The following is a 26,291-nucleotide window of genomic DNA, read 5'->3' as shown; positions in this document are numbered from 1 at the left end:
CGGGTTGCTCTGGTACACAAAACAGGCATCAATATCCGGCTTCGCGCCGCAGTTAAGAGATGGCCTTCATTGACTAGCAAGGTGGCCAAAATCTCCGGTCTCCAACGCAATGCCGCTCCAGTTCGGTTTTGCCGTTCCATGTACACATAGCCGACAGTGCTAAAGATAGCTGGCGGGTTGGGGCGTCTACTGTAGGACATTTGTCCTGTTTTAAAGTAGATTAAATTTCCTCCATTCAGCGGTTAGCTTAGATCCTGAAATACTAGCGAACGCCTCCGAAAATATTGATCTGGAGTTAGATTGCCGCAACCGGAACTATTGCAAATGAGGCCCTGAATCCATAGCTTGGTGAAAGATTAGGTGGATAGCTTGCAAGTAAAGCTCGACATTAAGCTGATAAAGCAAGCCGCGCAATTGATTGCGCCGGATTTTCCGTGCTGACGAACTTAATGTCCGTATGCGCTGGTGGGACAGTGATGCAACGACATACTGAAAAATAACGCTGCTTGAGGAGTCGGCATGCATTGGCATACTAGATTCACTGCTTCCCGCGAATAGCGCTATTGACTATGACGACTCTAAACCCGTCTTCATTGGACACTATAGCTTGCCGGATCGTCCCGCTCTACTAAGGTGGCGTGTGTGGATTCTTACAGCAAAACCGATAAGCCTCTTGTCGCTTACCGATGGGATGGCGAGCAAACGCTTGATAACGACAAGTTCGTAACCGTGTAAAGTGTACGAAAGCACAGGGGCGTCTCATTACTACGTCTAAGATGAGGAGCCGTGCTATGGACGAAGAAAACTCCGATGACGCTGAAAATCTACCGATCAGCGACCTCCGCGCTGCAGCATGGCTTGGGGATACAGACGCTATGTTTTCGTTAGGCGAGGCATGTTGTGCTGTTAATTTCTACGTTGGCTCGTCTTTGGGCGCGTTTAGTGATAAGACGTGCTTCGCGCCCTGCGTTAATTTTCTAACTTTAATCGCACTCAGCTACGAGTGCATATTCCTTGCACGGGTCTAGTGTTGCAACAAAGTCTTTTATTTCGTTGAGCTTTTCAACCAGATATGCCTTGCCTTCCCACGTCAGCATAGCTTTCGGGTCGTTGTAGCTAGGGTCAGAATCATAAGCAAATCTTATATAATCCTCAATCTGACTCTTGGACAACGTAGCAACATAGGCGGTATAGTCAGTTTCTTTGATTGGCACCTCCCGGAGTCCGACCCAATCGTGAAACGGACGATTATAATGCTCTCCTACCGGAGGGAATGACGGGCAGAGATTCCGAGGAAGATTTCCGATTTCAAAATTGTTAATATCAAATTTCGGATCGTGCAAATCACCAATATAAGTGCTGCAATATGTCATAAGGTTTCCCGCTCCTCAGCATAAAGAAGTCGAAAATCGACGAAAAGTTATATGTTAAAAATAATTTAATTTCCTCACATCAACTGTCGTTTGATGCCCGTTCAAATAGTTTGTCTGTCAAACCCTCGATTACGTCCGCCATAGTCACAAGCGACCTCCACCGGGTAGGAATCCCATTCACGCCATAAAACGCACCTGCTAACTGACCGCAGATTGCGGCAGTCGTATCAGCATCTTCGCCCAAGTTGGTAGCAAGGAGGATCGCCTGTTCGAAATTATCGGTACGGGCGAAGCACGAGAGCGCGGCTTCTAGGCTGTCAACTACGTACCCATTACCGCGGATCGTGGATACATCTCGGTCACGGTAATCTCCGCGTGCTATCGATGTCAGCCGTTCCGGCTGCATATCGTTTATGCCGTGGCCAAAGAGGATTATCTCTTTGGTGGCACCCGATAGCGCCAGCCAGAGCATGGCGCCGAACAACCGGCAGGCATCCACACATTCCAGGGCACCGTGCGTCGTTCTGGCACTATTACCCGATTGCGCAATCGCTATCTCGCGGTCGCCGAAGTAAAACATCGGGATTGGAGCCAGACGCATTAAACAGCCATTGCCCGCCGAGCGTGGGTCAGTGCTGCCGCTGAACGGTTCTCCAGTGCGTCGAAACCTACGCAGCGCCGCAACGACCGTCATGCCGATGTCAAAGCAGTCCCCAGTACTGCTCAGGTAACCCTCGTCCATCCACCAACAGTAGCGTTGCATCTGGTCGGTGGCATCGAATGCGTTGCACTCGAGTAGGCTGGTGGCTAAGCACAGCGCCATTGAGGTGTCATCGGTCCACTGTCCAGGTTGCAAAGCAAACGGTCCACCTCCGACCATGTCGGTCACCGGATTAAAACTGCCGCGTGGGCGAAACTCAACGGTCGTGCCGATAGCGTCGCCACAAGCCAGGCCGATTAGACATCCACGAAAGCGGTCAAGCGTATTCATGTCGTCTCCTTGTAACTGATGGATTGCCTGCTCATGCTCGAGATCAGTGATCGAGGAGCATTACCCTGCGTTCCCAAGACCTGTATCCTACCTGCTCGAAACGGATCTACACTGTAGCGGTGCGTTAGATCGTCTGACTACATCTGCTACTGCCGATAGTCGTGGCATTCTCTCGGTGACTTGTTCTTTGTGGTTTGGTCACGGCTTGCCGCCGGTCAGCGTTTGATAGCTCGCTCGGGCACGCTTCTTTTCCGCACCACGGGCTTGGGCAGCATCGAACTCATCCTTGCTGACACCCGAGGCTTGCCAGTACTGAGGTTTATCTTCGTACTTCACCCCTGAGAAGTTTCCGTCTTGTACCATCTGAAGTAGGAAGTCCTTGTTGCCTACCCGCTGATGGTCTTCGCTATAGATACGCTCCAGTGCTTGGCTATACGTTTCTTTATTACTCATATTGTCCTCCTTATGGACGTTGGCAAACCTCGAAGCTTAGTCGACTATCACAGTCGCGGTCTGAGTTGTTCAGTCTTGCGGATTTTCCGTAGTGGGTAACGGAGGCGCTTTCGGCGTCTGGTCATTGGAGTCGTATTCATTTTTCCTTCTCCACCCCTGGTCAAACGGACGATTCTCAAGATCCACCGGGGTAAATTCACCAGTTCGAAGGGCAGGAACTGGGTTCCATTCCGTGCAATCAATTGCGTGGATTCTTGCTTTTCAACATTCGCTTGGCTTCCGCCAGTTCCTCTTCCGTTGGCTCTCGCCCGGTTAGCTTAGTGAACAGTGTCTTGAGCGAAAGAATTTTCGAAGCCTTGTCAGGTTTCAGTAAATTTAATTTCGGTTTCTGTTCCATTTCGAACTCAAGGGGAAAAGATGAGCGCAGTACGTGAGAGTGTACGCTCAGTGCAGAAAGTCCGTCTAGTGTTGTGTTGCCGACTTAGACAGCTCCGCATTGTTATGGCAGTGTTACTTTCTGTTATTTGCAATTGATTGCAAGCGATATGTGGATAGATCGGGATGATTTATTGAGGAAAAGCACATGTCTGCTCTTGTAGAGATCGGAACCGTTAATGAGGACAGCGCATGGCCGCGGTGCACATGTTAGTCGATGTTATCTGCAATTGATTGCAACCGTCGCGTTGATGGATTAAGGAGCGATCTGTTCTAGTGCGGCTGCTAGACCAGTCCAGCGGAACGCTGGTGTCCACCAAGTTGCGCGAGCAGCGAACAGTCTATCCATAAAAACCTTCCTATCTTTTTTTTTCAAGTTTGCCAAAGCTGCTGCGGATCCTATAGTCGCGCATGCACCCAAGAAAAGTAGCCACTCAGGATCTTCAGAGAGAGTGCTGGCCTTGTTAATGTCTGCGATCCAAAGGCGATGGAATGGATTCGGCATTTTGAGTAACAACTCAGCAGGTGCTAGTTTCAGTTTCCGCGATCTTGCTTCTATACGAGTGTGAAGTTTATGAGCCGGTAACTTTTTGGTTTCTATCAGATGTTTTGTCTTGTTATAAATGCAAAAAAGCAAATTGCTAGCTCGACTCCCTAAATAGGTGGCTCCTTTCACGCCGTGTTTGTCGCAAAAAATGCGAGAATGATTTGTCTTTTGTCGAAAAGGAATGAAGGTGTGGGCCAGATGCGTAAGCGAATCGCATGCAATCTCGATATAGGAAACATGAGACTCGAAGAAGAATTTAGCGTAGCTAAAGTCTGGGAGCAGACTGTCCAAGATTTCCTTAAACCTGGAAAACTCATCGCCAACGAATTTTGGCGGGTATAGACTTAGCTTCAAGTAACGATTCTTATGTGCTTGTCCTACCTCGATATCGGCAATCTTCCTCTTTTTGTCCGGATAAAATCCGATGCGAGTCGAGTATTTGCCCTTGCTTACGGTGATTCTTCCCTGCGGGAGCAGATCTTTTTGTATGTCATGCATACCCCATAGTTGCCCGCACGCACATTTATACAGATAGTCTGTCGTGATCGATATATTCATATGAATGCGATCGATCAGTAGCGTTTTCCATAGCGACATGCTCATGTACTCCTTACTGAGCTTTGAACCTGCTTACTAGTACACCGCTTACTTTTGAAGTGCTAAGCGAACGGTTTCCGTTTTCCAGTATGGCCGCGCACCGTCTGCTCCATCAGGTTGAGGAATCAGGCCCGCCCGGATGTGGTTATATAACGTGGAGTGGCCGACGCTGAAGAGTGTCATCAGATGACCAGCTCTTAGTCGACCAGGTTGTTGAAGATCGATGCTTCCTACTGGAAGTGCTTTGCTATGGCCATTCTTTGTTGGACGAGCGGGAGCCCCTGCACTGTTCTGAAACGACAGGGAAAGAAGATTGCGAGATTTGATTGTGAGGGTCATCGTTAGATTCCTAACTGCGCCGACGTGACTAGTCCGGCAGGTTAAATTATCCGACGAAGCTCTATTAGGAACTGTTGCGTCGGAGTGCTGAGTAGCGTATTGCGCGCTACCTCGTTGAGCCAGATCTTGAATCTGTACTCGCGCACTCCTTGCGAACGAGGTGAAGAATAGCTATTGTTATCCCGCCCTGACCAAAGGTCAAGTGGTATTCATGCAATCCTTAAGTTTGTCAAATCTGTGTAACGTTATTGCGACTACCATCCATCTCTTAGACTTCTAAAATGTTTTCCTGAACGAGATTTAATTTTTAGATTCGGCGAAGCCGTAAATGATGTCAGTGAAACTAATTTACCTCGATCGGTAGTACTGTCAAATCTTCAAACGGTAAGCCAGGCTTTGTTATGCGCAATTGATTGCAAGGTTGAGTTGGATGACTCTGGATTAGTTCGTTAAGCCTGCCTAGCTAATCTGCGATAACGACTCTTCCGCATCATAGAAGCGCCACAGCCGAGCTCATCCCAATAACACTCGCCCATAGCAGACCTTATAGTGGATGGGCAGCCCTAATCTTACGGGCGATGAGTAACTTTAACCTTGGCTACAAAAAGGCGGGTTAGGCGCGTCTAGGCTCGATACGAGTGCAAGCTGGCGAGTAATCGTGCTCAGGTTCGTCAGATCAATTGTGCAAGCCGCAACGCGTCCCTAGGTTGGTCGAGCGTCGCAGTCCGATAACCAATGCTGGTCACGGTAAACCTTTTGTTTTCCGAGTAAAGGGTGATGCAGATCCATAAGGATGGCGTCCCGTGCATTGTACCGCGATGAGTACGCATGCTTACCAGGCGCGTACACGGCGTAAGCTCTTTGCCCTAGTATTCGCTATTGCACCAATCGTGCGCCTCAGCATTTTGAAAAGCATACCGTCCAGTTTCCAGCTGAGTTATCGGAGACTCAGGGTTTTCGGTGGCCAATCAGCTTCATTCACGTTGCAGTTTTCTTTCCGCCATCGGAATCAGTTCTTGGGTAACCCATACCCTCAATTCCTGTGACTTCAAGGGCACGTCCCAGGTTTTTTTTCCAAGATGAAAAACCGCTATCTCCTCAGAGGAGAACATGCTCTTCCGGGAGCTTTTGAATGTTAATGATATTTCGAGAGCGGACCTCAGCGTTTTAGTTGCACTCAGCCAATCGTTGGGCGAGGGTAGATAAGCCGCAGAGCGCATTTTTTCCAGCCTTTTTATGGAATGCGAGATGATGCTCTGGTCAGAGGAGCTCGCGTCGTGCTGCGTTTCGTTTTGGCGTGCGGAGCGCTCGGGGTTTCTATTTCGGTCCTTCTGCGCGCTTGTCGCGAAGCCCGGCTGAGGATCATTCCCGCCAAGGTCATACTTCACCGATATTTTGTTTATGATCAAATCCGCTTCGATACCAGAGCCAAAAATCGTTACTGCCTTATTAAGCTCCAGCGCTGCCTCTCTATTTCCCGCAGCGATCAGGCCTCTTGCGAACTCCTGAATTCTTTTGTCTTTTCCGAAATACGAAATGAAAAAGCGTTGCTCCAGCTGCTTCGCAAGCTCTGCCCGTCCTTTATATGCTTTTGTTTGCAGGAGAGTTGCGACGAACCCGGTTGCCAACTGCCGGGAAACCTTCTGCAGGCGTTCGATCAAGTCCCAAATATCGAAGTAATATTCTGCAATAGTCTGCAGTTCAGGAAAGCTCTGGATGAGGGTTTCCCGGAAGGGCTGTTCAACACGCTCTGAGCCGGATGTGTCGGCAAACTGCTGCTGGCTCCCGATAGCCTTGTCATACTGCCGGCGCTTCTCAGCATCCGAAAGCACCGACCAAGCCTCGTTAAGTTCTTTCGTCAGGGCCTCAGCATAATCTTTGTTACCACTGTATTTATCTGGGTGGTATATCTGGCATAGTGCGCGGTACGCCGCACGTATAACGGCAAGTTCGGCCGTTGGTAACACACCGAGCACTGAATAGTAATTTTTCATCGGTTAAACTTAAAGCCCGCGTGTCGGACGACACGTCTGTGCGTAATAACATTTGGAACATCAATTTTAGCTGATATTTTGACTTGGCAATAATTTTGTCGATATGGCATGGCAAACCAGAGCATCAGCGCGTTCCAGCGATAAGGCGACGTCGACTCGTCGAACTTCACAACGTCGCCGTTGTCCGTCGTCCGTCACCCAGCGTAAGTTGTCGTCCGGCATGCCGGCATGCCAGCGCGTTGGCTAGCATACATGATTGTCCCTATGCCTCTGTAGTTCTTGAACGGCGTGAACCGGATCACAAGAATAAAGTTTGAATCATTTCCCAGAGCCGATCCGAGTGCGCTGGCAATCTCATCCTTGCCGATCAAGGTGCACCCGTCTAACAAAAATGGTCTCGTGTTTCACAACTTCTACCGATATTTTCTTATTCATAGGGTTTCAATAAAGTAGACTAAGTCCGCTTTTGGCCGATTACAGACGTTCCGATTGGCTGAACATGGAAGGATTTTGCTTTTATAGCGCTAAAGGAGGGGCGGCCATAAATTAGCCCAACATTGCCACACTAGCTTAGGCCACTCACAAGCTCATAGAGGGGCACCATCAGGCCACTGAGCAGTGTGTCTCTGAATTTAGCAAGCAAGCAAGCGTCATCAATATCTCCTGACTTGAGGTTTTTGAGAAATGACTTATCCGTGACCAGCTGCTGTGCTAGAGCATTTTGCAGCTCGTACTTCCATTGAGGCTTTTGATCAGTATAAAACTGTTCGAGCGACTTCTTCAGGTTTGCTGGCTGGTGCGCGAATGCGTTCCGTATCTCCGCCAACTTCAAGAGCATGTCGTAGGAAGTCGAATCAATCTTTTTTAGAATTTTCAGAAGGTGAAGCCGTTCGCTGTGTTTAGTCTTCTTCATGACCCACTCCACGAAGTCTTCGTTGGCATTTAGGTTCTTCTGCAACACGATAGCTGCGGCGCCCTCGACAACGACCGCCAACCCAACAATAAAATGCGTATCACCTTTCTGCGCGATGAGGTCTGTCATGAATTTTTCATCGATCCCCAAGGCATCCCACGTTTTTCTATGTTCCGAGAGGTCTGCCAAAATCTGCTAGCGTGACTCAGGTTCCAAAAGTATTTTTTGCATTAGAAGGACCTTTAAGTTGAAGAGTTGGTAAGACTTTCTGTTTGAAGTGTAGGCGTATCTGCTGGTTTCTAACCATGGGGCGAAAGGTCCGCTCCTGGCCGGTTGCAGAGGTTCGGAATGGTTCAGTGCACGAGGTCGTTGACATCCCAGCACGGAAAGGGTTTTGTTAGGGGTACTTAGTTTGAAAAAAAGTAAGGATGCCAAGCTGGCAGCAGCACACGCTAACGGATTCTAATTGCAGCCAGTCCTTTTTGCCCGACGATGTTACCTACCTTGCCATAGACTTCCATCTGACATCCGCTTGCGCAATCTAGCAAAATGCGCTCGCGCTCGTCTCGCGAGAGCTCGTCGATATCTACGACGATATAGGCGTCTGGCCTGCCGGGCGGATGCAACAGCGTCAACTGGCCACGGTGCAGCAGCGATCCCTTAACGGCAACCGTTGTGCCCAGTAGCTCCTTATAGTCGAGCAGGTACGCCAGCGCGCTGACCTTGCGTGCGCCTCGCCACTCCGCAGCAATAAAGCGATCCCCCTGGGCTGCTCCGCAGCTATCGAGGTAGCGTTTCGCGGCTGCTTCCGCTGCTGCGCTTTCCGGGTCCTTCTGCATTTGTTGGAGCAACCCCGAGTCGACTACACAACGTGAAATGCCAGTCACGGCTCGGTCGCGTTCAATGCTCATGGGCGCTGGTAGCTTGGCGCGGTAGTCGTCGGCAACTTCCTCGATTTTTACGTTGTACAGTTTGATTAGAGTTGACTGTTCTGCCGAGCTCAACGAGCGAAACTTAGCTGTGCGTTTCCATACGGCGCCCTGCTCCTCGACAGCTCCGGCATGGAGCGCGCAGGTAAAAGAGAGTGCAAGGACGATTAAGTATTTGTTCACGGCGGGCGAGTGGCGGTCGGAGATTGAAAAATCAAGTGTTCAGCACAAATATTGACAGCTAATCAATTTGCAAGCAAGTTACAAAAATAGACACAGTCGGCTTGTTTGCCACAGCGACCCTCCCCGGAGACAGTGTCTTGCCGTTGCCCTTGCCGGCCTGCTTAATTATAAACGCTGTGAGCAGTCAAGAATTGTTGTTAGAATAAAACCTCCCTCCTTTCTGGTGAAAGCTACTATGTTCTACCTTGTTTCATTGCTAGCAGCGGTGCTGCTCGCGATACCAACGTGGGGTTGTTCGCTCATCGTTTTTTTCTTTGTAAAGAACTGGTTCGACAACCGAGCAATGAGTTCGCTTTTGGGTGCTGCAGTGATGGCGATGCGAAATGAGGTCAGCGAGGAGCGCTACCACATTAATCGTGCGGCAATCGAAAAGGTTTTCAACCGCTTCGCCGTTGAGCCGCGCCAGATCGTGAACACTGACGGAGGCACTACGTTCTATTGGTCGGTACTTCAGCATCCAATGATTCATGGCGGTCGGGAGTTTTCGGTTCGGTTTGTATACACACCTCGGGACGGGACGCGAAACACGGTATTTATCAAGGCAGCTCCCGGCCGGGATCTAAGCGTACTAAGTGTTGACGACATTGCCTCACTGGCTTCGGGCTTGGGTATATCGGCACCGATGGGAAATCCCGTCAGCCATGCAAGAGCGACAGACGACAAGGACATCAAGCAAATGATTCTTCAGGCTGCGCAGTCGAGTAGTCGAGAAATAGACTTCCCTAACCTGCGCTACGGTGACGTAGGAGATTTTGTGTCGCGCGATGAGTTGGGGGTCGAATATTTCCCTGGATATTCTCGTATGCGTTTTTGGGTTGACATCGGTGAGTATAGTTATTCGGTGGTCGCGACTAACCTGAACCCAACTGCCGAAGACGCGGGTTCGGTGTCGATATGGTCAAAACAGGACGGTCCAGCCGAAGGGCTAAACGTTGCGTCAAGATAGTTTTCTTACAGGCTCTATTTTCAGATCCGGGTTCGCTACGTCCAATGCCATGCCCTGCCTCAAGCGCTCTATGTGCTTGCAGTTGTTCATGAAGCGCGTAGCGACCATTCTACAATTGCCCTCCCTTGGGTGGCTGTCGACTGTCCGCTCTTGGCCGGAAGCGGACGCCACAGAAGACCCGCAGCCACCCGGGCAAAAAATGCTTGCAGCTGTATTCCAGCAGGAATTCGCATAAGCGACAATCAGCATCCTTGCCTCGAAACCTTACATGTTCAAATGAATCGTGATTGATGGGACGATGGCGAGAACATTGCTGCGACGCTATTAGCTTGAGATGGCTAGCTTCTGTCAGCCGTCGGCAGGACGTCATGTTGCCTTTCACGGTGCCGCCGGGTGACTGTCCCCACCTACTGAAGCACCGTCCTATTCGGCACCGAAACCTGTGGCCGGTCGCGCCGAGGTTGTTGTATGCACCGGACCACTCGCCGATGCCGCCACCATGCTGATCGGTTCTATTCGTCTCTGAGGATCAGCGAGGGGGAAATGGGGAGTCAGGCATTGCAGTGCAATTGATTGCGTTGGTTACTTGGATGACTCAGGATTGCTTTAACACACGCTATTAGCTCGCCTGCTTCCTCAAACTTTCGATGTAGTTCGCCCAATCGCTCATCATTTTTTTGCGCTCAGGAATGTGCTGAGCTTTGTTATAGGCTGCTTTGACTGTGTTGCGTTCTTGATGAGCCAGCTGCAGCTCAATGATCTCCGGCGCGTAGCCCTGTTCATGCAAGAGCGTAGACGCGGTTCCACGAAAGCCATGGGCCGAGAAGCCGATAGTTCCTTTGCCGTTGAACTTCATCCGTTCTAAAGCTCGGTTGATAGTTGTTGCAGACATAGGCTCGGTATCGCGGCGATCATTGGGGAACAGCCAACGAGGCGCTTTGCTTGAGGTGTCAGTAATGGTCTTCAGCTTTTGCAGAAGTCGGACGGCTCTCGGTGCAAGCGGTACAAGATGGTCGCCGACGTCCTTGATCTTCATCCGCTCGCTCGGCACAGTCCAAAGTGCTTTTTCGAGATCGAATTCGTCCCAAGTGGCGCAGCGTAGCTCGCCCGTGCGGACAAACGTAAGCAGGAGCAGCTCTATAGCTATCGCGGTCTTGCGCTGGCCTGTGAAGCTGTGCACCGCTGCTACGAGTTCGGTAAGTTGAGCCTCGGTCAGTGCTAAGTTATTCTTGACCTTGGGTTTTTTGATGACGTCACCGGCTTTAAAGTCTGTCACGGGATTGCGGTCAGCACGTCCGGAGTGGATGGCGAATCGGAAAACAGCGTTGCACCAACCTCGGATGTTCGTCGCCACCGTGTGTGCACCAGTCGATTTTCGCTCGAGCCCTGTACGTTCTGTTCGGTTGGCGATGCCACGGATCAGCTTGTACATGTCAGACGTCGAAATAGCTTTGATAGGCTTTGCGCCAACCGGCGTATCTCTAATATAACGTTGCATGCCCGACTGGATTTGTTTGAAGGAATAAGGCTGAACCTCTGTCCTCTTCGTCTCGATCCATTCTTGTGTGACAGCCCAGAAGGTCGTTGCCTTCTCAGCCTTGGCTTGCTCGATCTTGTCCGCTTCGTGGGCAGCAGGATGTATGCCTTGGGCGACTAGCTTTGCTGCCGCGGTACGGAGCTCGCGGGCTTCAGCCGGCTTGATGTCGGGGAAGGTGCCGATTGAGTAGGTGCAATCCTTGCCGTCAAGACGATAGTTCCACTTCCAGTACTTTTTACCAGTTACGGCAATCAGGACATAGAGGCGGTCAGTATCTGCGAGTTTGTATGGCTTGGCCTTAGGTTTGGCCGCAAGAATTTCGGAATGAGTCAGCTGCTTAGGCATTTCATCACCCCATCAGTGGTAACCAGAGTTACCACCAATTTACCACCAAATCAATGGATAGTGGTGGCTATGCTAGGGTATGTTTTGGCGCTAAGCTATTGAATCAAAAAGGAGAATGGGCCGTAGTGGATTGCTTTGGATGGGGATGATGCTCATCGATCATGAGCAGCATGTCAGATCTCCCCATCCAGTCCGTCTTGCACTTGTTCGGCCGCGCGCAGCACGGCGCGCGCCTTCGCTTCGGTTTCCTGCCACTCCATTTCGGGGATCGAGTCGGCGACGATGCCGGCCGCGGCCTGCACGTACAGATTGCCGTCCTTGATCACGCCGGTGCGGATCGCGATCGCCACGTCCATCTCGCCGCCGAAGGAGAGATAACCGCACGCGCCGCCGTAGATGCCGCGCTTGGTCGGCTCGAGTTCGTCGATGATCTCCATCGCCCGCACCTTCGGCGCGCCCGTCAGCGTACCGGCGGGGAAGGTCGCGCGCAGCACGTCCAGGTTCGACATGCCTTCCTTCAAGGCGCCTTCGACGTTCGAGACGATGTGCTGCACGTGCGAGTATTTTTCGATGACCATCCGGTCCGTGACTTTCACGGTACCGGTGTCGGCGATGCGGCCGATGTCGTTGCGCGCCAGGTCGATCAGCATCACGTGTTCGGCGATTTCCTTCGGGTCGGCCAGCAGCTCGGCCGCCAGTTCGGCATCGCGTTCCGGCGTCGCGCCGCGCGGACGGGTGCCGGCGATCGGGCGCAGCGTGACCTTGCGCTCGCCGGCGGCCGAGGTTTCATTGCGCACCAAAATCTCGGGCGAGGCGCCGACAATCTGCATGTCGCCGAAATTGTAGTAATACATGTACGGGCTCGGGTTCAGCGAACGCAGCGAGCGGTACAGGGACAAGGGCGAATCGACATACGGCTTGCGGATGCGCTGGCCAATTTGAACCTGCATCAGGTCGCCGGCCATCACGTATTCGTGCGCCGTCGCCACCGCTTTCAAGTAATCTTCCTTGCTGAATTCACGCACCGCTTCGGTCCGCACCGAAGCGGTCGTGACGGGCGCCTCGACGCTCCGGCGCAGCATCACGCGCAGGTCTTTCAGGCGCTGGCGCGCCTTGGCAAAGGCTTCCGCCTGCGCCGTATCGGCGTAGACGATCAAATACAGCTTGCCGGACAGGTTGTCGATCACGGCCAGCTCTTCGGTCACCATCAGCTGGATGTCGGGCAGGCCGAGCGGGTCGGCCGGGGCCTTGCCGGCCAGCTTGCGCTCGATGTGGCGCACCGTGTCGTAGCCGAAGTAGCCGGCCAGGCCGCCGCAGAAACGCGGCATGCCCGGACGCAGCGCGACCTTGAAACGCGACTGATAGGTTTCGATGAAGTCGAGCGGGTTGCCCTCGTGGGTTTCGACGACGCTGCCGTTGGTGACGATCTCGGTGAGATTGCCGCTGCTGCGCAACAGGGTCTTGGCCGGCAGGCCGATGAAGGAATAGCGGCCGAAGCGCTCGCCGCCGACGACCGATTCGAGCAGGAAGGTGTTCTTGCCGGTGTTCTGCGACTGCGCCAGTTTCAGGTACAGGGTCAGCGGCGTTTCCAGATCGGCGAAGGCTTCGGCGATCAGCGGAATGCGGTTATAGCCCTGGTTGGCCAGCGATTTGAATTCGAGTTCGGTCATGTTCTTCTCCGGGCCGCCACGTTTGAAGGGGAGGATGGGCGGCGGTGGTGGTAAAAAACCTGCCGGCGTACGTGCAGCCGGCAGCAATCAAGACGGGTTCAGTTAGCCCAGGATTGCCAGCGTCGCCAGACCCAGGCCTCAAGGGCGCCGGTCTGGTTGACGGTGAGTTTTTTAATGGAGAACATGTATAGATGAGTTAGTTTTCGGTGCTGTTGTGCGCACGAACGAGCTCGGCGGCATCCAGTAGCGAATTAACTATACCATCGGAATCGATGTCTTGCACAGGCCTTCCGTGGTTATAACCATATGGCACTGTGAGCACATAGCAACGTGCCGCGCGCGCCGCTTCGGCATCGTTCGAGGAGTCGCCGATCGCGACCACGGCTGACGGCGCCAGGTCGAAGTCAGCGCACACCTGCAGCAGGGGCAGGGGATCGGGCTTTTTGCGCGGCAGCGAGTCGCCGCCGTAGACCAGCTCGAAAAAGGGCGCGAGCCCCTTTTGCGCCAGCAGCGGCGTGGCGAACGCGATCGGCTTGTTGGTCACGCAGGCCAGGCGCAGGCCGAGATCGCGCAGCGCCGCCAGGCCCTCGAGCACGCCCTCGTAGAGCACGCTTCTCTCGCCGTTGATCGCGAGGTAATGGCGCTGGTAAGACGCCATCGCCTCGTCAAAAACAGCATCGATGCGGGCGGCATCGTAGTCGAGCGCCAGCACGTCGCGGATCAGCTTCTCGGAACCCTTGCCGACCATGGGCTTGATGATGTCCTGCCCGATCGGCGCGAGCTTGAATTCGGCGCGCATGCCGTTCAGGGCCAGTTCAAAGTCGGGCACGGTGTCGAGCATCGTGCCGTCGAGATCGATGATGGCGGCCCGGATGGCCGCGGCGCCCGGACGCACGCTTACTTCCCGACTGTTGCCAGTTCGGCGCGCATGGCGTCGATCACGGCCTTGTAGTCGGGCTTGCCGAAGATGGCCGAGCCGGCAACAAACGTGTCGGCACCGGCGGCGGCGGCCGCGGCGATGTTCTCGGCCTTGATGCCGCCATCGACTTCCAGCATGATGTCGCGGCCCGATTCGTCGATCAGGCGGCGCGCGATCGCGATCTTCTTCAGCGCTTCCGGGATGAAGGACTGGCCGCCGAAGCCCGGGTTGACCGACATGATCAGGATCATGTCGATCTTGTCCATCACGTGCTCGAGGTAGTGCATCGGCGTGCCCGGGTTGAACACCAGGCCGGCCTTGCAGCCGTGGTCGCGGATCAGCTGCAGCGTGCGGTCGATGTGCTCGGACGCTTCCGGGTGGAAGGTGATGATGTTGGCGCCGGCTTTCGCGAAGTCGGGGATGATGCGGTCGACCGGCTTCACCATCAGGTGGACGTCGATCGGCACCTGCACGTGCGGGCGGATCGCCTGGCAGACCAGCGGGCCGATGGTGAGATTCGGCACGTAATGGTTGTCCATCACGTCGAAGTGGATGATGTCGGCGCCTGCCTCGACGACATTGCGGACTTCCTCGCCCAGGCGGGCGAAATCGGCGGACAGGATGCTGGGAGCGATGCGGTAGGTGGTCATAAGTAAGGTGGCACTGCGTGGCAGTGCGGTTGGTTGAAGCCGCTATTTTACGCCGAGCCGATTCCGCGCTGTTATACCCACCTGCGCTGCCCCGTTTTGCCTGGCGGGGTATCATGGGCTTTTGCGCACCCGCGTCTCCACCAATAAGAAAGAAGGAAGCCGTGGCTACCTACGATTTCACCGTTACCGTTCGTACCAAGTACCTGGCCGAGCAAAGCAAGCCGGATCAGGACGAATATCTGTTTTCCTACACGATCACGATCCGCAATACGGGCGAGGTACCGGCCCAGCTGATCTCGCGCCACTGGGTCATCACCGATGCCAACAACCGGGTCCAGGAAGTGTCGGGTCTGGGCGTGGTCGGGCACCAGCCGCTGCTGAAACCGGGCGAAGAGTTCGAATACTCGAGCGGCACGCCCTTGGGCACGCCGCAGGGCTCGATGCACGGCGAGTACTTCTGCGTGGCCGAGGACGGCCACCGCTTCGAAGTCAGGATTCCGGAATTCGTGCTGACGCTGCCGAGCATGCTGCATTAAGCGCCCAGGCTCTACGGCGCGCGCGGCGGCTCGTCCTCCTGGCGTAGCGGCCGCTTGCGGGTTTCGGGGCGGCCGTGGAACATCGTCCACCAGACGATCAACACGAGCAGGAAGAACGCCACGCCCGCTTCCAACATCAAGATCCACATAGACTGTCCTTATGCAATCGATACGCCGCAGAGTACCACGCAGTTTATCCACTTCGCTCGCCCTCGTCGCCCTTCTTTTGGCCGCCTGCGGCACGCCGCCGACTGCGCCGCCGCCGGTGAAACAGCAACCGGTCCCACCGCCGCCATCGAAGCAGCCCGACATCGTGATGCCGCCGCCGGTCGGCCCGGTCGCGATTCCGGTCCCGGCCCCGACCCCGCCGCCCGTGCCGCCGATGACCCCGGTCTCCTTCGAATCGCTGCCCGGCTGGCAGGGCGACGACCTGCGCCAGGCCTGGCCGGCGTTCATCGCCTCCTGCCGCGTGCTGGCGAAGAAGCCGCAGTGGAGCGCGCCATGCACGGCGGCGCCTGGCGTCGATGCGCGCGATAACGCCGCCATCCGCCGCTATTTCGAGACGTATTTCGTGCCGAACCAGATGCGCATGCCCGACGGCGCCGACACCGGCCTGATCACCGGCTATTACGAGCCGATGCTGCGCGGCGCGCGCAAGCGCGGCGGCGCCTTCCAGACCCCGCTGTACCGTGTGCCGGACGACCTGATCACGGTCGACCTGGCGTCCGCTTATCCGAGCCTGAAGAACATGCGCCTGCGCGGCCGCCTGGTGGGTAAAACCGTGATCCCGTACAGCACCCGTGCCGAGATCGAGCGCGCGCCCTTGAACGGCAAGGAACTGGTCTGGGTCGACGACCCGGTCGAGGCCTTCTTCCTCGAGGTGCAAGGTTCGGGCCGGGTCCGCCTCGACGACACCGGAGAAACGGTGCGCATCGCCTTCGCCGACCAGAACGGCCATCCCTATAAAGTGATCGGGCGCTGGCTGGTGGAACAGGGAGAATTGCCGGCCGACGGCGTCTCGGCGCAGAGCATCAAAGAGTGGATTGCTTCTCACCCGGCGCGGCGCCAGGAACTCCTGAACGTCAATCCGAGCTATATCTTCTTCCGCGAGGAGCGCCTGCCCGACCCGAGCGTCGGCCCGAAAGGCGCGCTCGGCGTGCCGCTGACGCCGGAGCGTTCGGTGGCGGTCGACCCGGGCCAGGTGCCGCTGGGCGCGCCGCTGTTCCTCTCCACCACGCATCCTGTGGATGGCGCACCGATCCAGCGCCTGATGATGGCGCAGGATACCGGCGGCGCCATCCGCGGGGCGGTGCGGGCCGATTTCTTCTTCGGCTTCGGTGGCAATGCGGCCGAATATGCGGGGCGGATGAAGCAGCGCGGGAATGTGTGGGTGCTGTTGCCGAAGTAAGGATCAGTCGTTCACCTCAGTCGTTCACATCGCGTAGCCTGGTGCCGGCCAGCGCCGCCACCGTCAGCACGAGCGCACCCGCAGCCACGCAGGCCAGGCCGGTACGCACGCTGAAACGCTCGGCCAGTGCCCCGGCCGCCAGCGCGCCCAGTGGAGCGCTGGCCACGGTCAGCGAGCGCATGGTCGCCACCATCCGGCCGAGTACCGCATCCGGCGTCACGCGCTGGCGCAGTGCGATGTAGGGTACGAAGAACAGGGTCGCGCCGCAGTCGAGCAGGAACACGACGCTGCCGTAGGCGAAGGCGGTCGCTGCCGCGCTGCCCAGCAGGGCGGTGGGAATCGCCGGCATCAGCACGAAGCCCAGCGCGCACACACATAAACCGGCGAGGATTGCGCGCCCGGTGCCGAACCGTGCCGACAAGGGTTTCACGAGGATCGAGCCGGCCAGGATGCCGGCGCCGCCGAGCATCTGCGCCGTCCCCATCACACCCGGCGCCATGCCCAGTACGCGGGTGGCGAACAGCACGTGCAGGGCCAGATAGCCATAGAACAGGAAATGCCAGGCGCCCGCCGTGCAGGCGAGGGTACGCAAAACCGGATGGCGCCACACGAAGGCCAGGCCTTCCCGGATGTCGTGCAGGGGATGGGCAGTCGATGGTGCAGGCTCCGGTTCGCGCGCCCCGATGCGGCGCAGGTTGGCCAGCGAAATGACAAAACCGGCGACATTGCACAGGATGGCGATCGGCGCGCCCAGCAGTTGCACCAGTGCGCCCGCCATGCCGGGTCCGATCAGGCGCGCGGCCGATTCGGTGCCGGCGAAGCGGGCGTGGGCGTCGACCAGGCGCTCGCGCCCGACGACGAAGGTGAGGAAGACCTGCTCGGCACTGCCGCCGACGGTCAGCCCGGTGCCGAGCACGAAGCCGACCGCATACAGCCAACCGATCGTCAGCGCATCGAGCCACCAGGCCAGCGGCACGCTCGCCAGCGCGGTCGCGACCATCACGTCGCTGCACATCATGATCGGCAGACGCCGGCGGCGGTCGAGCAGGACGCCGGACGGCAATCCGAACAGCAGGAAGGGCAGCGATTCGAGCGCCGCCAGGGTGCCCATCTGGCTCGGCGTCGCATGCAGCATGAGCACCGCGCAGATCGGCAGGGCGAGCAGGGTGATCTGGGAGCCGAACTGGGTCAGCGCACTGCTCAGCCAGAGGCGGCGGAAGTCGGCGCTCTGCAGCAGGCCGTCCGCGCCGAGACGGGAGAGGGTATGGCGTATCGTTGCGATGATCGGCTCGTTCCAGGCTTGCTTAAATCGCAATGATACCTGCCTTTCCCGGCCGTGGAGGCGCTACAATCGCGGCACTGATCAATCCCTTATATAGAGGTGTCCCATGGAATACGCTGACCTGCTGATCGAAAACCACGGCAAAGTCGCCGTGATTCGCCTGAACCGCCCGAAGGCGATGAATGCGCTGAACGACAACATGATGAACGAGCTGGGCGACGCTCTGTACAAGTTCGACGCCGACCCGTCGGTGAATGTCATCGTCCTGACCGGCAGTGAAAAAGTGTTCGCGGCGGGTGCCGACATCGCGGCCATGGCCAATTACACGTATGCCGATACCTATCCAGGTAACTATATTGGCCGCAACTGGGAACACATCCTGAACGTGCGCAAACCGGTGATCGGCGTCGTCGCCGGCTACGCCCTGGGCGGCGGCTGCGAACTGGCGATGATGTGCGACTTCCTGATCGCCGCCGACAGCGCGAAATTCGGCCAGCCGGAAATCAAGGTCGGCGTGACCCCGGGTGCGGGCGGTACCCAGCGTTTGCCGCGCACCATCGGCAAGGCGAAGGCGATGGACATGCTGCTGACCTCGCGCATGATCGACGCGGCCGAGGCCGAGCGTACCGGGCTGGTGTCGCGCATCTTCCCGGCGGATAAGCTGATGGAAGAAGCGCTGGCGGTGGCCAATACCATTGCCGAGATGCCGGTATCGGTGGCGATGGCGATCAAGGATTCGGTCAATCGCGCCTTCGAGACGACGCTGACCGAAGGCGTGCGCTACGAGCGCCGCTTCTTCCATGCGGCTTTCGGTACGCCGGCGCAGAAGGAGGGGATGTCGGCCTTCCTCGCCAAGCGCAAGGCAAATTTCGAGGGGATGTAAGCGATGCGGGCGCCGGCCTTGTTGAAAGGGGCCGCGGCGCTCGCGATCGTCGCCGCGGCGGCAGTTGGCTGTCGTTCGCTGCCGCTTCCGCCCCCGGGCGCCCGCATCACGACGGTGGCGCCATTCGACACCGGCGCGACCAAGCTGGGCCAGGCAATCGGCCCCCTCGCTGCCGCCCATCCGGGGCACTCCGGCGTCATCGCCTTGCCCGATGGCCGCGACGCCTTTGCCGCCCGTGTGCTGCTGGCGCGCAGTGCGGAGCGCAGTCTCGATGTTCAATACTATCTCTGGCATAACGATCTCACCGGCGTGCTGATGTTCGATGCACTGCGCGAGGCAGCCGCGCGGGGAGTGCGGGTCCGCCTGCTTCTGGACGATAACAATACCGACGGACTCGATCCGGTCCTGGCCCTCCTGGATGCGGACCCGAATATCGAGGTGCGCCTGTTTAACCCCTTTCGCATGCGCGCCTGGCGCGGCCTGGGCTACATGCTCGATTTCGGCCGCCTGAACCGGCGCATGCACAACAAGTCCTTCACGATCGACAATCAGGCGACAATCGTTGGGGGACGCAATATCGGCAACGAGTACTTCGGTGCGGCGGGCGACATGCTGTTCGTGGACCTCGATGTGCTCGCCGTCGGCCCGATCGTCCGGGACGTGTCGCAGGACTTCGACCGTTACTGGAACAATGCCTCGGCTTATCCCTTTTCGATGCTCGTCCAGTCCGGCACGATCGCCCCCCAGGCTGCGCTAGCACTGGCCGATCGCGCGAAGCTGTTACGCGGCCGGAACGAGGCGCAACGCTATCTCGAGGCGATCCGGGTCTCGCCATTTGTCGAGCAACTCATGCAGCGCAGCTTGCCACTGGAATGGAGCCTTGTCCGCCTCGTCAGCGATGATCCGGCCAAAGTCATGGGAACGGCCGATCCGGACGACCGGGTCGTCGTCCAGCTCCAGCGCCTGTGGGGGCAGCCGGAGCGCCGACTCGATCTCGTCTCTCCGTATTTCGTACCAGGGAGCGAAGGCGCCACGGCCCTGGCCGCGATCGCCCGGCGCGGGGTGACGGTGCGTGTGCTGACCAATTCCCTGGAGGCGACCGACGTGGCGGCAGTGCACGCCGGCTATGCCAAACGGCGCCACGAGCTGCTGCGTGCGGGTGTCCAGCTCTTCGAACTGCGCCGCAGCGGGGATGCCGACCGGCCGGACGTCCGTCGCGGACCGCTCGGCAGTTCCACATCGAGCCTGCATGCGAAAACATTCAGCGTCGATGGCCGCAGCGTGTTCGTCGGTTCTTTCAATATGGACCGGCGTTCGATCGACCTGAACACCGAAATGGGCTTTGTAATCGACAACCCGGCCATGGCTCAACGATTACACGGGGCACTGGAACAGCGGATGCCGGAGCGGGCATACGAGGTGCGTCTCGACGGGGAGGGCGAGCTGGTCTGGATTGAGCGCTCCGAGGGAAAAGCGGTCCGGCATACCCGCGAACCTGGCATCAGCATCTGGCGACAAATGGCTGTCCGCATCCTCTCGCTCCTGCCCATCGACTGGCTGTTGTAGAAAGTCACGAACGGGCCTTGCGCACTTCGGTGTCGCTTCGCTATAATTCGCCTCCTGCTGAAAACGACAACGAAATCAAGTAGTTGTGTTGACAACAGGTGCCGCGAAGTACTGCGGTGTAGCAAAAAAGAAGTTGACGAGAAACAGAAATTGCTTCATACTCTTCTTCCTCTGCTGCTGACGAACAAAACGATTCGCAGAACACAGCAAGGCAACACCGAACAAGTTCTTTAACAATTAACAGTCGATAAGTGTGGGCGTTTGATGAAGGTGCCAAGAGCTTCGGTTCTTGATTACTTAAATTATCAAATGTTCACAAAAAAGAAATACGTTGTCTCAGCAATGAGATGACGGTCAGTATTTTGAGTGAGCGACCCCTGAGAAATCAGGGTGACACGAAAGTGTCAACAAACAGAGATTGAACTGAAGAGTTTGATCCTGGCTCAGATTGAACGCTGGCGGCATGCTTTACACATGCAAGTCGAACGGCAGCGCGGGGGCAACCCTGGCGGCGAGTGGCGAACGGGTGAGTAATATATCGGAACGTACCCAAGAGTGGGGGATAACGTAGCGAAAGTTACGCTAATACCGCATACGATCTAAGGATGAAAGTGGGGGATCGCAAGACCTCATGCTCCTGGAGCGGCCGATATCTGATTAGCTAGTTGGTGAGGTAAAGGCTCACCAAGGCCACGATCAGTAGCTGGTCTGAGAGGACGACCAGCCACACTGGAACTGAGACACGGTCCAGACTCCTACGGGAGGCAGCAGTGGGGAATTTTGGACAATGGGCGCAAGCCTGATCCAGCAATGCCGCGTGAGTGAAGAAGGCCTTCGGGTTGTAAAGCTCTTTTGTCAGGGAAGAAACGGTAGGGGCTAATATCCTTTGCTAATGACGGTACCTGAAGAATAAGCACCGGCTAACTACGTGCCAGCAGCCGCGGTAATACGTAGGGTGCAAGCGTTAATCGGAATTACTGGGCGTAAAGCGTGCGCAGGCGGTTTTGTAAGTCTGTCGTGAAAGCCCCGGGCTCAACCTGGGAATTGCGATGGAGACTGCAAGGCTTGAATCTGGCAGAGGGGGGTAGAATTCCACGTGTAGCAGTGAAATGCGTAGAGATGTGGAGGAACACCGATGGCGAAGGCAGCCCCCTGGGTCAAGATTGACGCTCATGCACGAAAGCGTGGGGAGCAAACAGGATTAGATACCCTGGTAGTCCACGCCCTAAACGATGTCTACTAGTTGTCGGGTTTTAATTAACTTGGTAACGCAGCTAACGCGTGAAGTAGACCGCCTGGGGAGTACGGTCGCAAGATTAAAACTCAAAGGAATTGACGGGGACCCGCACAAGCGGTGGATGATGTGGATTAATTCGATGCAACGCGAAAAACCTTACCTACCCTTGACATGTCAGGAATCCTGGAGAGATCTAGGAGTGCCCGAAAGGGAACCTGAACACAGGTGCTGCATGGCTGTCGTCAGCTCGTGTCGTGAGATGTTGGGTTAAGTCCCGCAACGAGCGCAACCCTTGTCATTAGTTGCTACATTCAGTTGAGCACTCTAATGAGACTGCCGGTGACAAACCGGAGGAAGGTGGGGATGACGTCAAGTCCTCATGGCCCTTATGGGTAGGGCTTCACACGTCATACAATGGTACATACAGAGGGCCGCCAACCCGCGAGGGGGAGCTAATCCCAGAAAGTGTATCGTAGTCCGGATCGCAGTCTGCAACTCGACTGCGTGAAGTTGGAATCGCTAGTAATCGCGGATCAGCATGTCGCGGTGAATACGTTCCCGGGTCTTGTACACACCGCCCGTCACACCATGGGAGCGGGTTTTACCAGAAGTAGGTAGCTTAACCGCAAGGAGGGCGCTTACCACGGTAGGATTCGTGACTGGGGTGAAGTCGTAACAAGGTAGCCGTATCGGAAGGTGCGGCTGGATCACCTCCTTTCTAGAGTAGCGCCGGGTCTTGAACCCAGTCACCAAACGCTCACACTTATCGACTGTTGAACAAAGAACACAGTTTCGGGGCTGTAGCTCAGCTGGTTAGAGCACCGTGTTGATAACGCGGGGGTCGTTGGTTCGAGTCCAACCAGCCCTACCAAGTTATTGGCAAACCCAATAAGGGGGATTAGCTCAGCTGGGAGAGCACCTGCTTTGCAAGCAGGGGGTCGTCGGTTCGATCCCGTCATCCTCCACCAAAGTTCAAACGTAAGTCATCCAGTTCCTGGTGCGATTTAGGTTTGATCTTTTCGAGATCACTGTTGTTCTGTTCTTTAACAATCTGGAAGAAGTAAAGTTTTTTTAAGCGTGCATGTAAAAGTGCACACTTAGGGTAGTAGTAAGAATCAACAAACATGCAACAAGCTGTACTCCTTGAACTATAGCGCTCCCTGGTGAGTAACCAGGGGCTAACGTTATAGGGACAAGCGAATAAGTGCACATGGTGGATGCCTTGGCGATTACAGGCGATGAAGGACGTAGTAGCTTGCGATAAGCTGCGGGGAGTGAGCAAACACACTTTGATCCGCAGATTTCCGAATGGGGAAACCCGGCCTTTTAGGTCATTGCATGCTGAATACATAGGTATGCAAAGCGAACGCGGCGAACTGAAACATCTAAGTAGCTGCAGGAAAAGAAATCAACCGAGATTCCCAAAGTAGTGGCGAGCGAAATGGGAAGAGCCTGTACGTGATAGTCGGACTGATAGTGGAAGCTTCTGGAAATAGGCGCCATAGCGGGTGATAGCCCCGTACACGAAATCAGACCGGTGGTACTAAGCGTACGACAAGTAGGGCGGGACACGAGAAATCCTGTCTGAACATGGGGGGACCATCCTCCAAGGCTAAATACTCGTAATCGACCGATAGTGAACCAGTACCGTGAGGGAAAGGCGAAAAGAACCCCGGGAGGGGAGTGAAATAGATCCTGAAACCGTGTGCATACAAACAGTCGGAGCGGACTTGTTCCGTGACGGCGTACCTTTTGTATAATGGGTCAGCGACTTACATTCAGTGGCGAGGTTAACCGGATAGGGGAGCCGTAGAGAAATCGAGTCCGAACAGGGCGACAGTCGCTGGGTGTAGACCCGAAACCAAGTGATCTACCCATGGCCAGGATGAAGGTGCGGTAACACGCCCTGGAGGTCCGAACCCACTAATGTTGAAAAATTAGGGGATGAGCTGTGGGTAGGGGTGAAAGGCTAAACAAACTTGGAAATAGCTGGTTCTCTCCGAAAACTATTTAGGTAGTGCCTCAAGTATCACCATCGGGGGTAGAGCACTGTTATGGCTAGGGGGTCATTGCGACTTACCAAACCATTGCAAACTCCGAATACCGATGAGTGCGAGCTTGGGAGACAGACGTCGGGTGCTAACGTCCGGCGTCAAGAGGGAAACAACCCAGACCGCCAGCTAAGGTCCCAAAGATTGGCTAAGTGGAAAACGAAGTGGGAAGGCTAAAACAGTCAGGATGTTGGCTTAGAAGCAGCCACCATTTAAAGAAAGCGTAATAGCTCACTGATCGAGTCGTCCTGCGCGGAAGATGTAACGGGGCTAAGCCAGTCACCGAAGCTGCGGATATTTTTCGAAGTATTTATACTTTGATCGATATGGTAGGAGAGCGTTCTGTAAGCCTGTGAAGGTGTCTTGTGAAGGATGCTGGAGGTATCAGAAGTGCGAATGCTGACATGAGTAGCGATAATGGGGGTGAAAAGCCTCCACGCCGTAAGCCCAAGGTTTCCTGTTCAACGTTCATCGGAGCAGGGTGAGTCGGCCCCTAAGGCGAGGCAGAGATGCGTAGCTGATGGGAAGCAGGTTAATATTCCTGCACCGTCGTATGATGCGATGGGGGGACGGATCGCGGAAGGTTGTCTGACTGTTGGAATAGTCAGTTTCTGCCTCATAGAAGGCGCTTAGGCAAATCCGGGCGCGGAATTCAAGGGGGTGGGACGAGCGGCCTTGTGCTGCGAAGCAATCGGAAGTGGTTCCAAGAAAAGCCTCTAAGCTTCAGTCATACGAGACCGTACCGCAAACCGACACAGGTGGGCGAGATGAGTATTCTAAGGCGCTTGAGAGAACTCGGGAGAAGGAACTCGGCAAATTGGTACCGTAACTTCGGGAAAAGGTACGCCCCGGTAGCTTGACCACTTTACTGTGGAAGGGTGAAAGGGTTGCAATAAACTGGTGGCTGCGACTGTTTAATAAAAACACAGCACTCTGCAAACACGAAAGTGGACGTATAGGGTGTGACGCCTGCCCGGTGCTGGAAGATTAAATGATGGGGTGCAAGCTCTTGATTGAAGTCCCAGTAAACGGCGGCCGTAACTATAACGGTCCTAAGGTAGCGAAATTCCTTGTCGGGTAAGTTCCGACCTGCACGAATGGCGTAACGATGGCCACACTGTCTCCTCCCGAGACTCAGCGAAGTTGAAATGTTTGTGATGATGCAATCTACCCGCGGCTAGACGGAAAGACCCCATGAACCTTTACTGTAGCTTTGCATTGGACTTTGAACCAATCTGTGTAGGATAGGTGGGAGGCTTTGAAGCGGGGACGCCAGTTCTCGTGGAGCCATCCTTGAAATACCACCCTGGTTTGTTTGAGGTTCTAACCTTGGTCCGTTATCCGGATCGGGGACAGTGCATGGTAGGCAGTTTGACTGGGGCGGTCTCCTCCTAAAGTGTAACGGAGGAGTTCGAAGGTACGCTAGGTACGGTCGGACATCGTGCTAATAGTGCAATGGCATAAGCGTGCTTAACTGCGAGACCGACAAGTCGAGCAGGTACGAAAGTAGGACATAGTGATCCGGTGGTTCTGTATGGAAGGGCCATCGCTCAACGGATAAAAGGTACTCTGGGGATAACAGGCTGATTCCTCCCAAGAGTTCATATCGACGGGGGAGTTTGGCACCTCGATGTCGGCTCATCACATCCTGGGGCTGTAGCCGGTCCCAAGGGTATGGCTGTTCGCCATTTAAAGTGGTACGTGAGCTGGGTTTAAAACGTCGTGAGACAGTTTGGTCCCTATCTGCCGTGGGCGTTGGAAATTTGAAGGGGGCTGCTCCTAGTACGAGAGGACCGGAGTGGACGAACCTCTGGTGTACCGGTTGTCACGCCAGTGGCATTGCCGGGTAGCTAAGTTCGGAAGAGATAACCGCTGAAAGCATCTAAGCGGGAAACTTGCCTTGAGATGAGATTTCCCGGAGCCTTGAGCTCCTTGAAGGGTCGTTCGAGACCAGGACGTTGATAGGCTGGGTGTGGAAGTGCAGTAATGCATTAAGCTAACCAGTACTAATTGCCCGTACGGCTTGTCCCTATAACCTTAGCAGGTATAGTTCAATCGAATACAGTGTGCTGTTTGTTGATACACACTACCCAACTTTACTTCCTCCAGATTCCGGGTCGCAGTTCATGAGAACTGCGCCTCGTACAAGTCATGCCTGATGACCATAGCAAGTCGGTCCCACCCCTTCCCATCCCGAACAGGACCGTGAAACGACTTTGCGCCGATGATAGTGCTGCAACCAGTGTGAAAGTAGGTTATCGTCAGGCTAGTTATAAAAAGAAAACCCGCTCAGTGATCTGAGCGGGTTTTTTTTCGCCTGTTCATTCAGCGTGAATGTACGATCACCATGTGCGGTCACGGCCCTGTCGGGCTGGGCGCGCACTCGCCACCTTCTCGTTCCTCCCGATTAACGAAACCTCGGGTGAACGAGTGCCGCCCAGTTCGGA

General features: G+C 55.5%; 20 protein-coding genes, 2 tRNA genes and 3 rRNA genes. 10 read left to right on the top strand and 15 right to left on the bottom strand.

Going from position 1 to position 26,291, the window contains the following annotated elements; genetic code table 11:
* Window positions 1–983: 983 nt before the first annotated feature.
* The 9 genes from LPB04_RS02670 to LPB04_RS02630 form a co-directional block, all read right to left on the bottom strand.
* Window positions 984–1,373 carry a hypothetical protein gene (locus LPB04_RS02670; RefSeq protein WP_193687252.1) on the bottom strand — a complete coding sequence of 130 codons (390 nt, stop codon included), beginning with the start codon at window positions 1,371–1,373 and terminating at the stop codon, window positions 984–986.
* A 79-nt stretch (window positions 1,374–1,452) separates the two neighbouring features.
* Entirely contained in the window at window positions 1,453–2,364 is a 912-nt protein-coding gene (locus tag LPB04_RS02665) for an ADP-ribosylglycohydrolase family protein (RefSeq protein WP_193687251.1), read from the bottom strand.
* A gap of 198 nt (window positions 2,365–2,562) precedes the next feature.
* The gene (locus LPB04_RS02660; RefSeq protein WP_193687250.1) at window positions 2,563–2,817 is read right to left on the bottom strand and encodes a hypothetical protein; all 255 of its coding nucleotides are present in this window, start codon (window positions 2,815–2,817) and stop codon (window positions 2,563–2,565) included.
* A 238-nt stretch (window positions 2,818–3,055) separates the two neighbouring features.
* Window positions 3,056–3,214: a hypothetical protein gene (locus LPB04_RS02655; protein ID WP_193687249.1), complete on the bottom strand. Its 159-nt coding sequence runs from the start codon at window positions 3,212–3,214 to the stop codon at window positions 3,056–3,058.
* Window positions 3,215–3,508: 294 nt separating this feature from the next.
* A complete protein-coding gene (locus LPB04_RS02650) occupies window positions 3,509–4,402 on the bottom strand; it encodes a replication initiation factor domain-containing protein (protein WP_193687248.1) in 894 nt (297 codons plus the stop codon).
* A gap of 42 nt (window positions 4,403–4,444) precedes the next feature.
* Window positions 4,445–4,735, bottom strand: coding sequence for a hypothetical protein (locus LPB04_RS02645; protein WP_193687247.1), 291 nt, complete (start codon window positions 4,733–4,735; stop codon window positions 4,445–4,447).
* Window positions 4,736–5,709: 974 nt separating this feature from the next.
* A complete protein-coding gene (locus LPB04_RS02640) occupies window positions 5,710–6,729 on the bottom strand; it encodes a J domain-containing protein (protein WP_193687246.1) in 1,020 nt (339 codons plus the stop codon).
* Window positions 6,730–7,294: 565 nt separating this feature from the next.
* The gene (locus LPB04_RS02635; RefSeq protein WP_193687245.1) at window positions 7,295–7,771 is read right to left on the bottom strand and encodes a hypothetical protein; all 477 of its coding nucleotides are present in this window, start codon (window positions 7,769–7,771) and stop codon (window positions 7,295–7,297) included.
* A 323-nt stretch (window positions 7,772–8,094) separates the two neighbouring features.
* Window positions 8,095–8,754 (bottom strand): hypothetical protein, encoded by a 660-nt coding sequence (locus tag LPB04_RS02630; protein WP_193687244.1) that lies wholly within the window; start codon window positions 8,752–8,754, stop codon window positions 8,095–8,097.
* A 235-nt stretch (window positions 8,755–8,989) separates the two neighbouring features.
* Here LPB04_RS02630 and LPB04_RS02625 point away from each other — a divergent pair, with 235 nt between their 5' ends.
* Complete coding sequence (locus LPB04_RS02625; RefSeq protein ID WP_193687243.1) at window positions 8,990–9,760, top strand: hypothetical protein; 771 nt, start codon at window positions 8,990–8,992, stop codon at window positions 9,758–9,760.
* A 619-nt stretch (window positions 9,761–10,379) separates the two neighbouring features.
* On the opposite strand, the gene LPB04_RS02620 is transcribed toward LPB04_RS02625, so the two are convergent.
* From LPB04_RS02620 to rpe, 4 genes are all read right to left on the bottom strand, one after another.
* Window positions 10,380–11,642 (bottom strand): tyrosine-type recombinase/integrase, encoded by a 1,263-nt coding sequence (locus LPB04_RS02620; RefSeq protein ID WP_193687242.1) that lies wholly within the window; start codon window positions 11,640–11,642, stop codon window positions 10,380–10,382.
* Between the two features lie 173 nt (window positions 11,643–11,815).
* Window positions 11,816–13,312, bottom strand: a complete 1,497-nt coding sequence (gene trpE, locus LPB04_RS02615) for an anthranilate synthase component I (RefSeq protein ID WP_193687241.1) — start codon at window positions 13,310–13,312, stop codon at window positions 11,816–11,818.
* Window positions 13,313–13,508: 196 nt separating this feature from the next.
* The gene (locus LPB04_RS02610) at window positions 13,509–14,207 is read right to left on the bottom strand and encodes a phosphoglycolate phosphatase (RefSeq protein ID WP_193687240.1); all 699 of its coding nucleotides are present in this window, start codon (window positions 14,205–14,207) and stop codon (window positions 13,509–13,511) included.
* Window positions 14,208–14,209: 2 nt separating this feature from the next.
* Window positions 14,210–14,881 (bottom strand): ribulose-phosphate 3-epimerase, encoded by a 672-nt coding sequence (rpe, locus tag LPB04_RS02605; RefSeq protein WP_192051504.1) that lies wholly within the window; start codon window positions 14,879–14,881, stop codon window positions 14,210–14,212.
* A gap of 161 nt (window positions 14,882–15,042) precedes the next feature.
* Between rpe and apaG the strand changes: the two genes are divergently transcribed.
* Window positions 15,043–15,417, top strand: coding sequence for a Co2+/Mg2+ efflux protein ApaG (gene apaG / locus LPB04_RS02600; RefSeq protein ID WP_193687239.1), 375 nt, complete (start codon window positions 15,043–15,045; stop codon window positions 15,415–15,417).
* A gap of 11 nt (window positions 15,418–15,428) precedes the next feature.
* Here apaG and LPB04_RS02595 read toward each other — a convergent pair whose 3' ends face one another.
* Window positions 15,429–15,566 (bottom strand): hypothetical protein, encoded by a 138-nt coding sequence (locus tag LPB04_RS02595; RefSeq protein ID WP_193687238.1) that lies wholly within the window; start codon window positions 15,564–15,566, stop codon window positions 15,429–15,431.
* 11 nt (window positions 15,567–15,577) lie between these two features.
* On the opposite strand from LPB04_RS02595, the gene mltA reads away from it, so the two are divergent.
* Window positions 15,578–16,825 (top strand): murein transglycosylase A, encoded by a 1,248-nt coding sequence (gene mltA / locus LPB04_RS02590; protein WP_193687237.1) that lies wholly within the window; start codon window positions 15,578–15,580, stop codon window positions 16,823–16,825.
* A 16-nt stretch (window positions 16,826–16,841) separates the two neighbouring features.
* Here the strand turns inward: mltA and LPB04_RS02585 are convergent, their stop codons facing one another.
* Window positions 16,842–18,140, bottom strand: a complete 1,299-nt coding sequence (locus tag LPB04_RS02585) for an MFS transporter (protein ID WP_227496595.1) — start codon at window positions 18,138–18,140, stop codon at window positions 16,842–16,844.
* A 73-nt stretch (window positions 18,141–18,213) separates the two neighbouring features.
* Between LPB04_RS02585 and LPB04_RS02580 the strand changes: the two genes are divergently transcribed.
* The 7 genes from LPB04_RS02580 to rrf all read left to right on the top strand — a co-directional run bounded on the left by LPB04_RS02580 (window position 18,214) and on the right by rrf (window position 26,111).
* Window positions 18,214–18,990, top strand: a complete 777-nt coding sequence (locus LPB04_RS02580) for an enoyl-CoA hydratase (protein ID WP_193687236.1) — start codon at window positions 18,214–18,216, stop codon at window positions 18,988–18,990.
* Between the two features lie 3 nt (window positions 18,991–18,993).
* Complete coding sequence (locus LPB04_RS02575) at window positions 18,994–20,556, top strand: phospholipase D family protein (RefSeq protein WP_193687235.1); 1,563 nt, start codon at window positions 18,994–18,996, stop codon at window positions 20,554–20,556.
* A gap of 420 nt (window positions 20,557–20,976) precedes the next feature.
* A 16S ribosomal RNA gene (locus LPB04_RS02570) occupies window positions 20,977–22,511 on the top strand.
* A 76-nt stretch (window positions 22,512–22,587) separates the two neighbouring features.
* Window positions 22,588–22,664: transfer RNA gene (locus tag LPB04_RS02565), tRNA-Ile, on the top strand.
* Between the two features lie 21 nt (window positions 22,665–22,685).
* A tRNA-Ala gene (locus LPB04_RS02560) sits at window positions 22,686–22,761 on the top strand.
* Between the two features lie 222 nt (window positions 22,762–22,983).
* Window positions 22,984–25,875, top strand: a 23S ribosomal RNA gene (locus LPB04_RS02555).
* A 123-nt stretch (window positions 25,876–25,998) separates the two neighbouring features.
* Window positions 25,999–26,111: ribosomal RNA gene (gene rrf, locus LPB04_RS02550) — 5S ribosomal RNA — on the top strand.
* Together the 16S, 23S and 5S rRNA genes with 2 tRNA genes alongside form the textbook arrangement of a ribosomal RNA operon.
* Window positions 26,112–26,291 lie beyond the last annotated feature (180 nt).

The organism is Massilia litorea, assembly GCF_015101885.1.
Lineage (GTDB): Bacteria > Pseudomonadota > Gammaproteobacteria > Burkholderiales > Burkholderiaceae_D > Telluria > Telluria litorea.
This window is presented reverse-complemented; position numbering and strand designations above follow the sequence as displayed.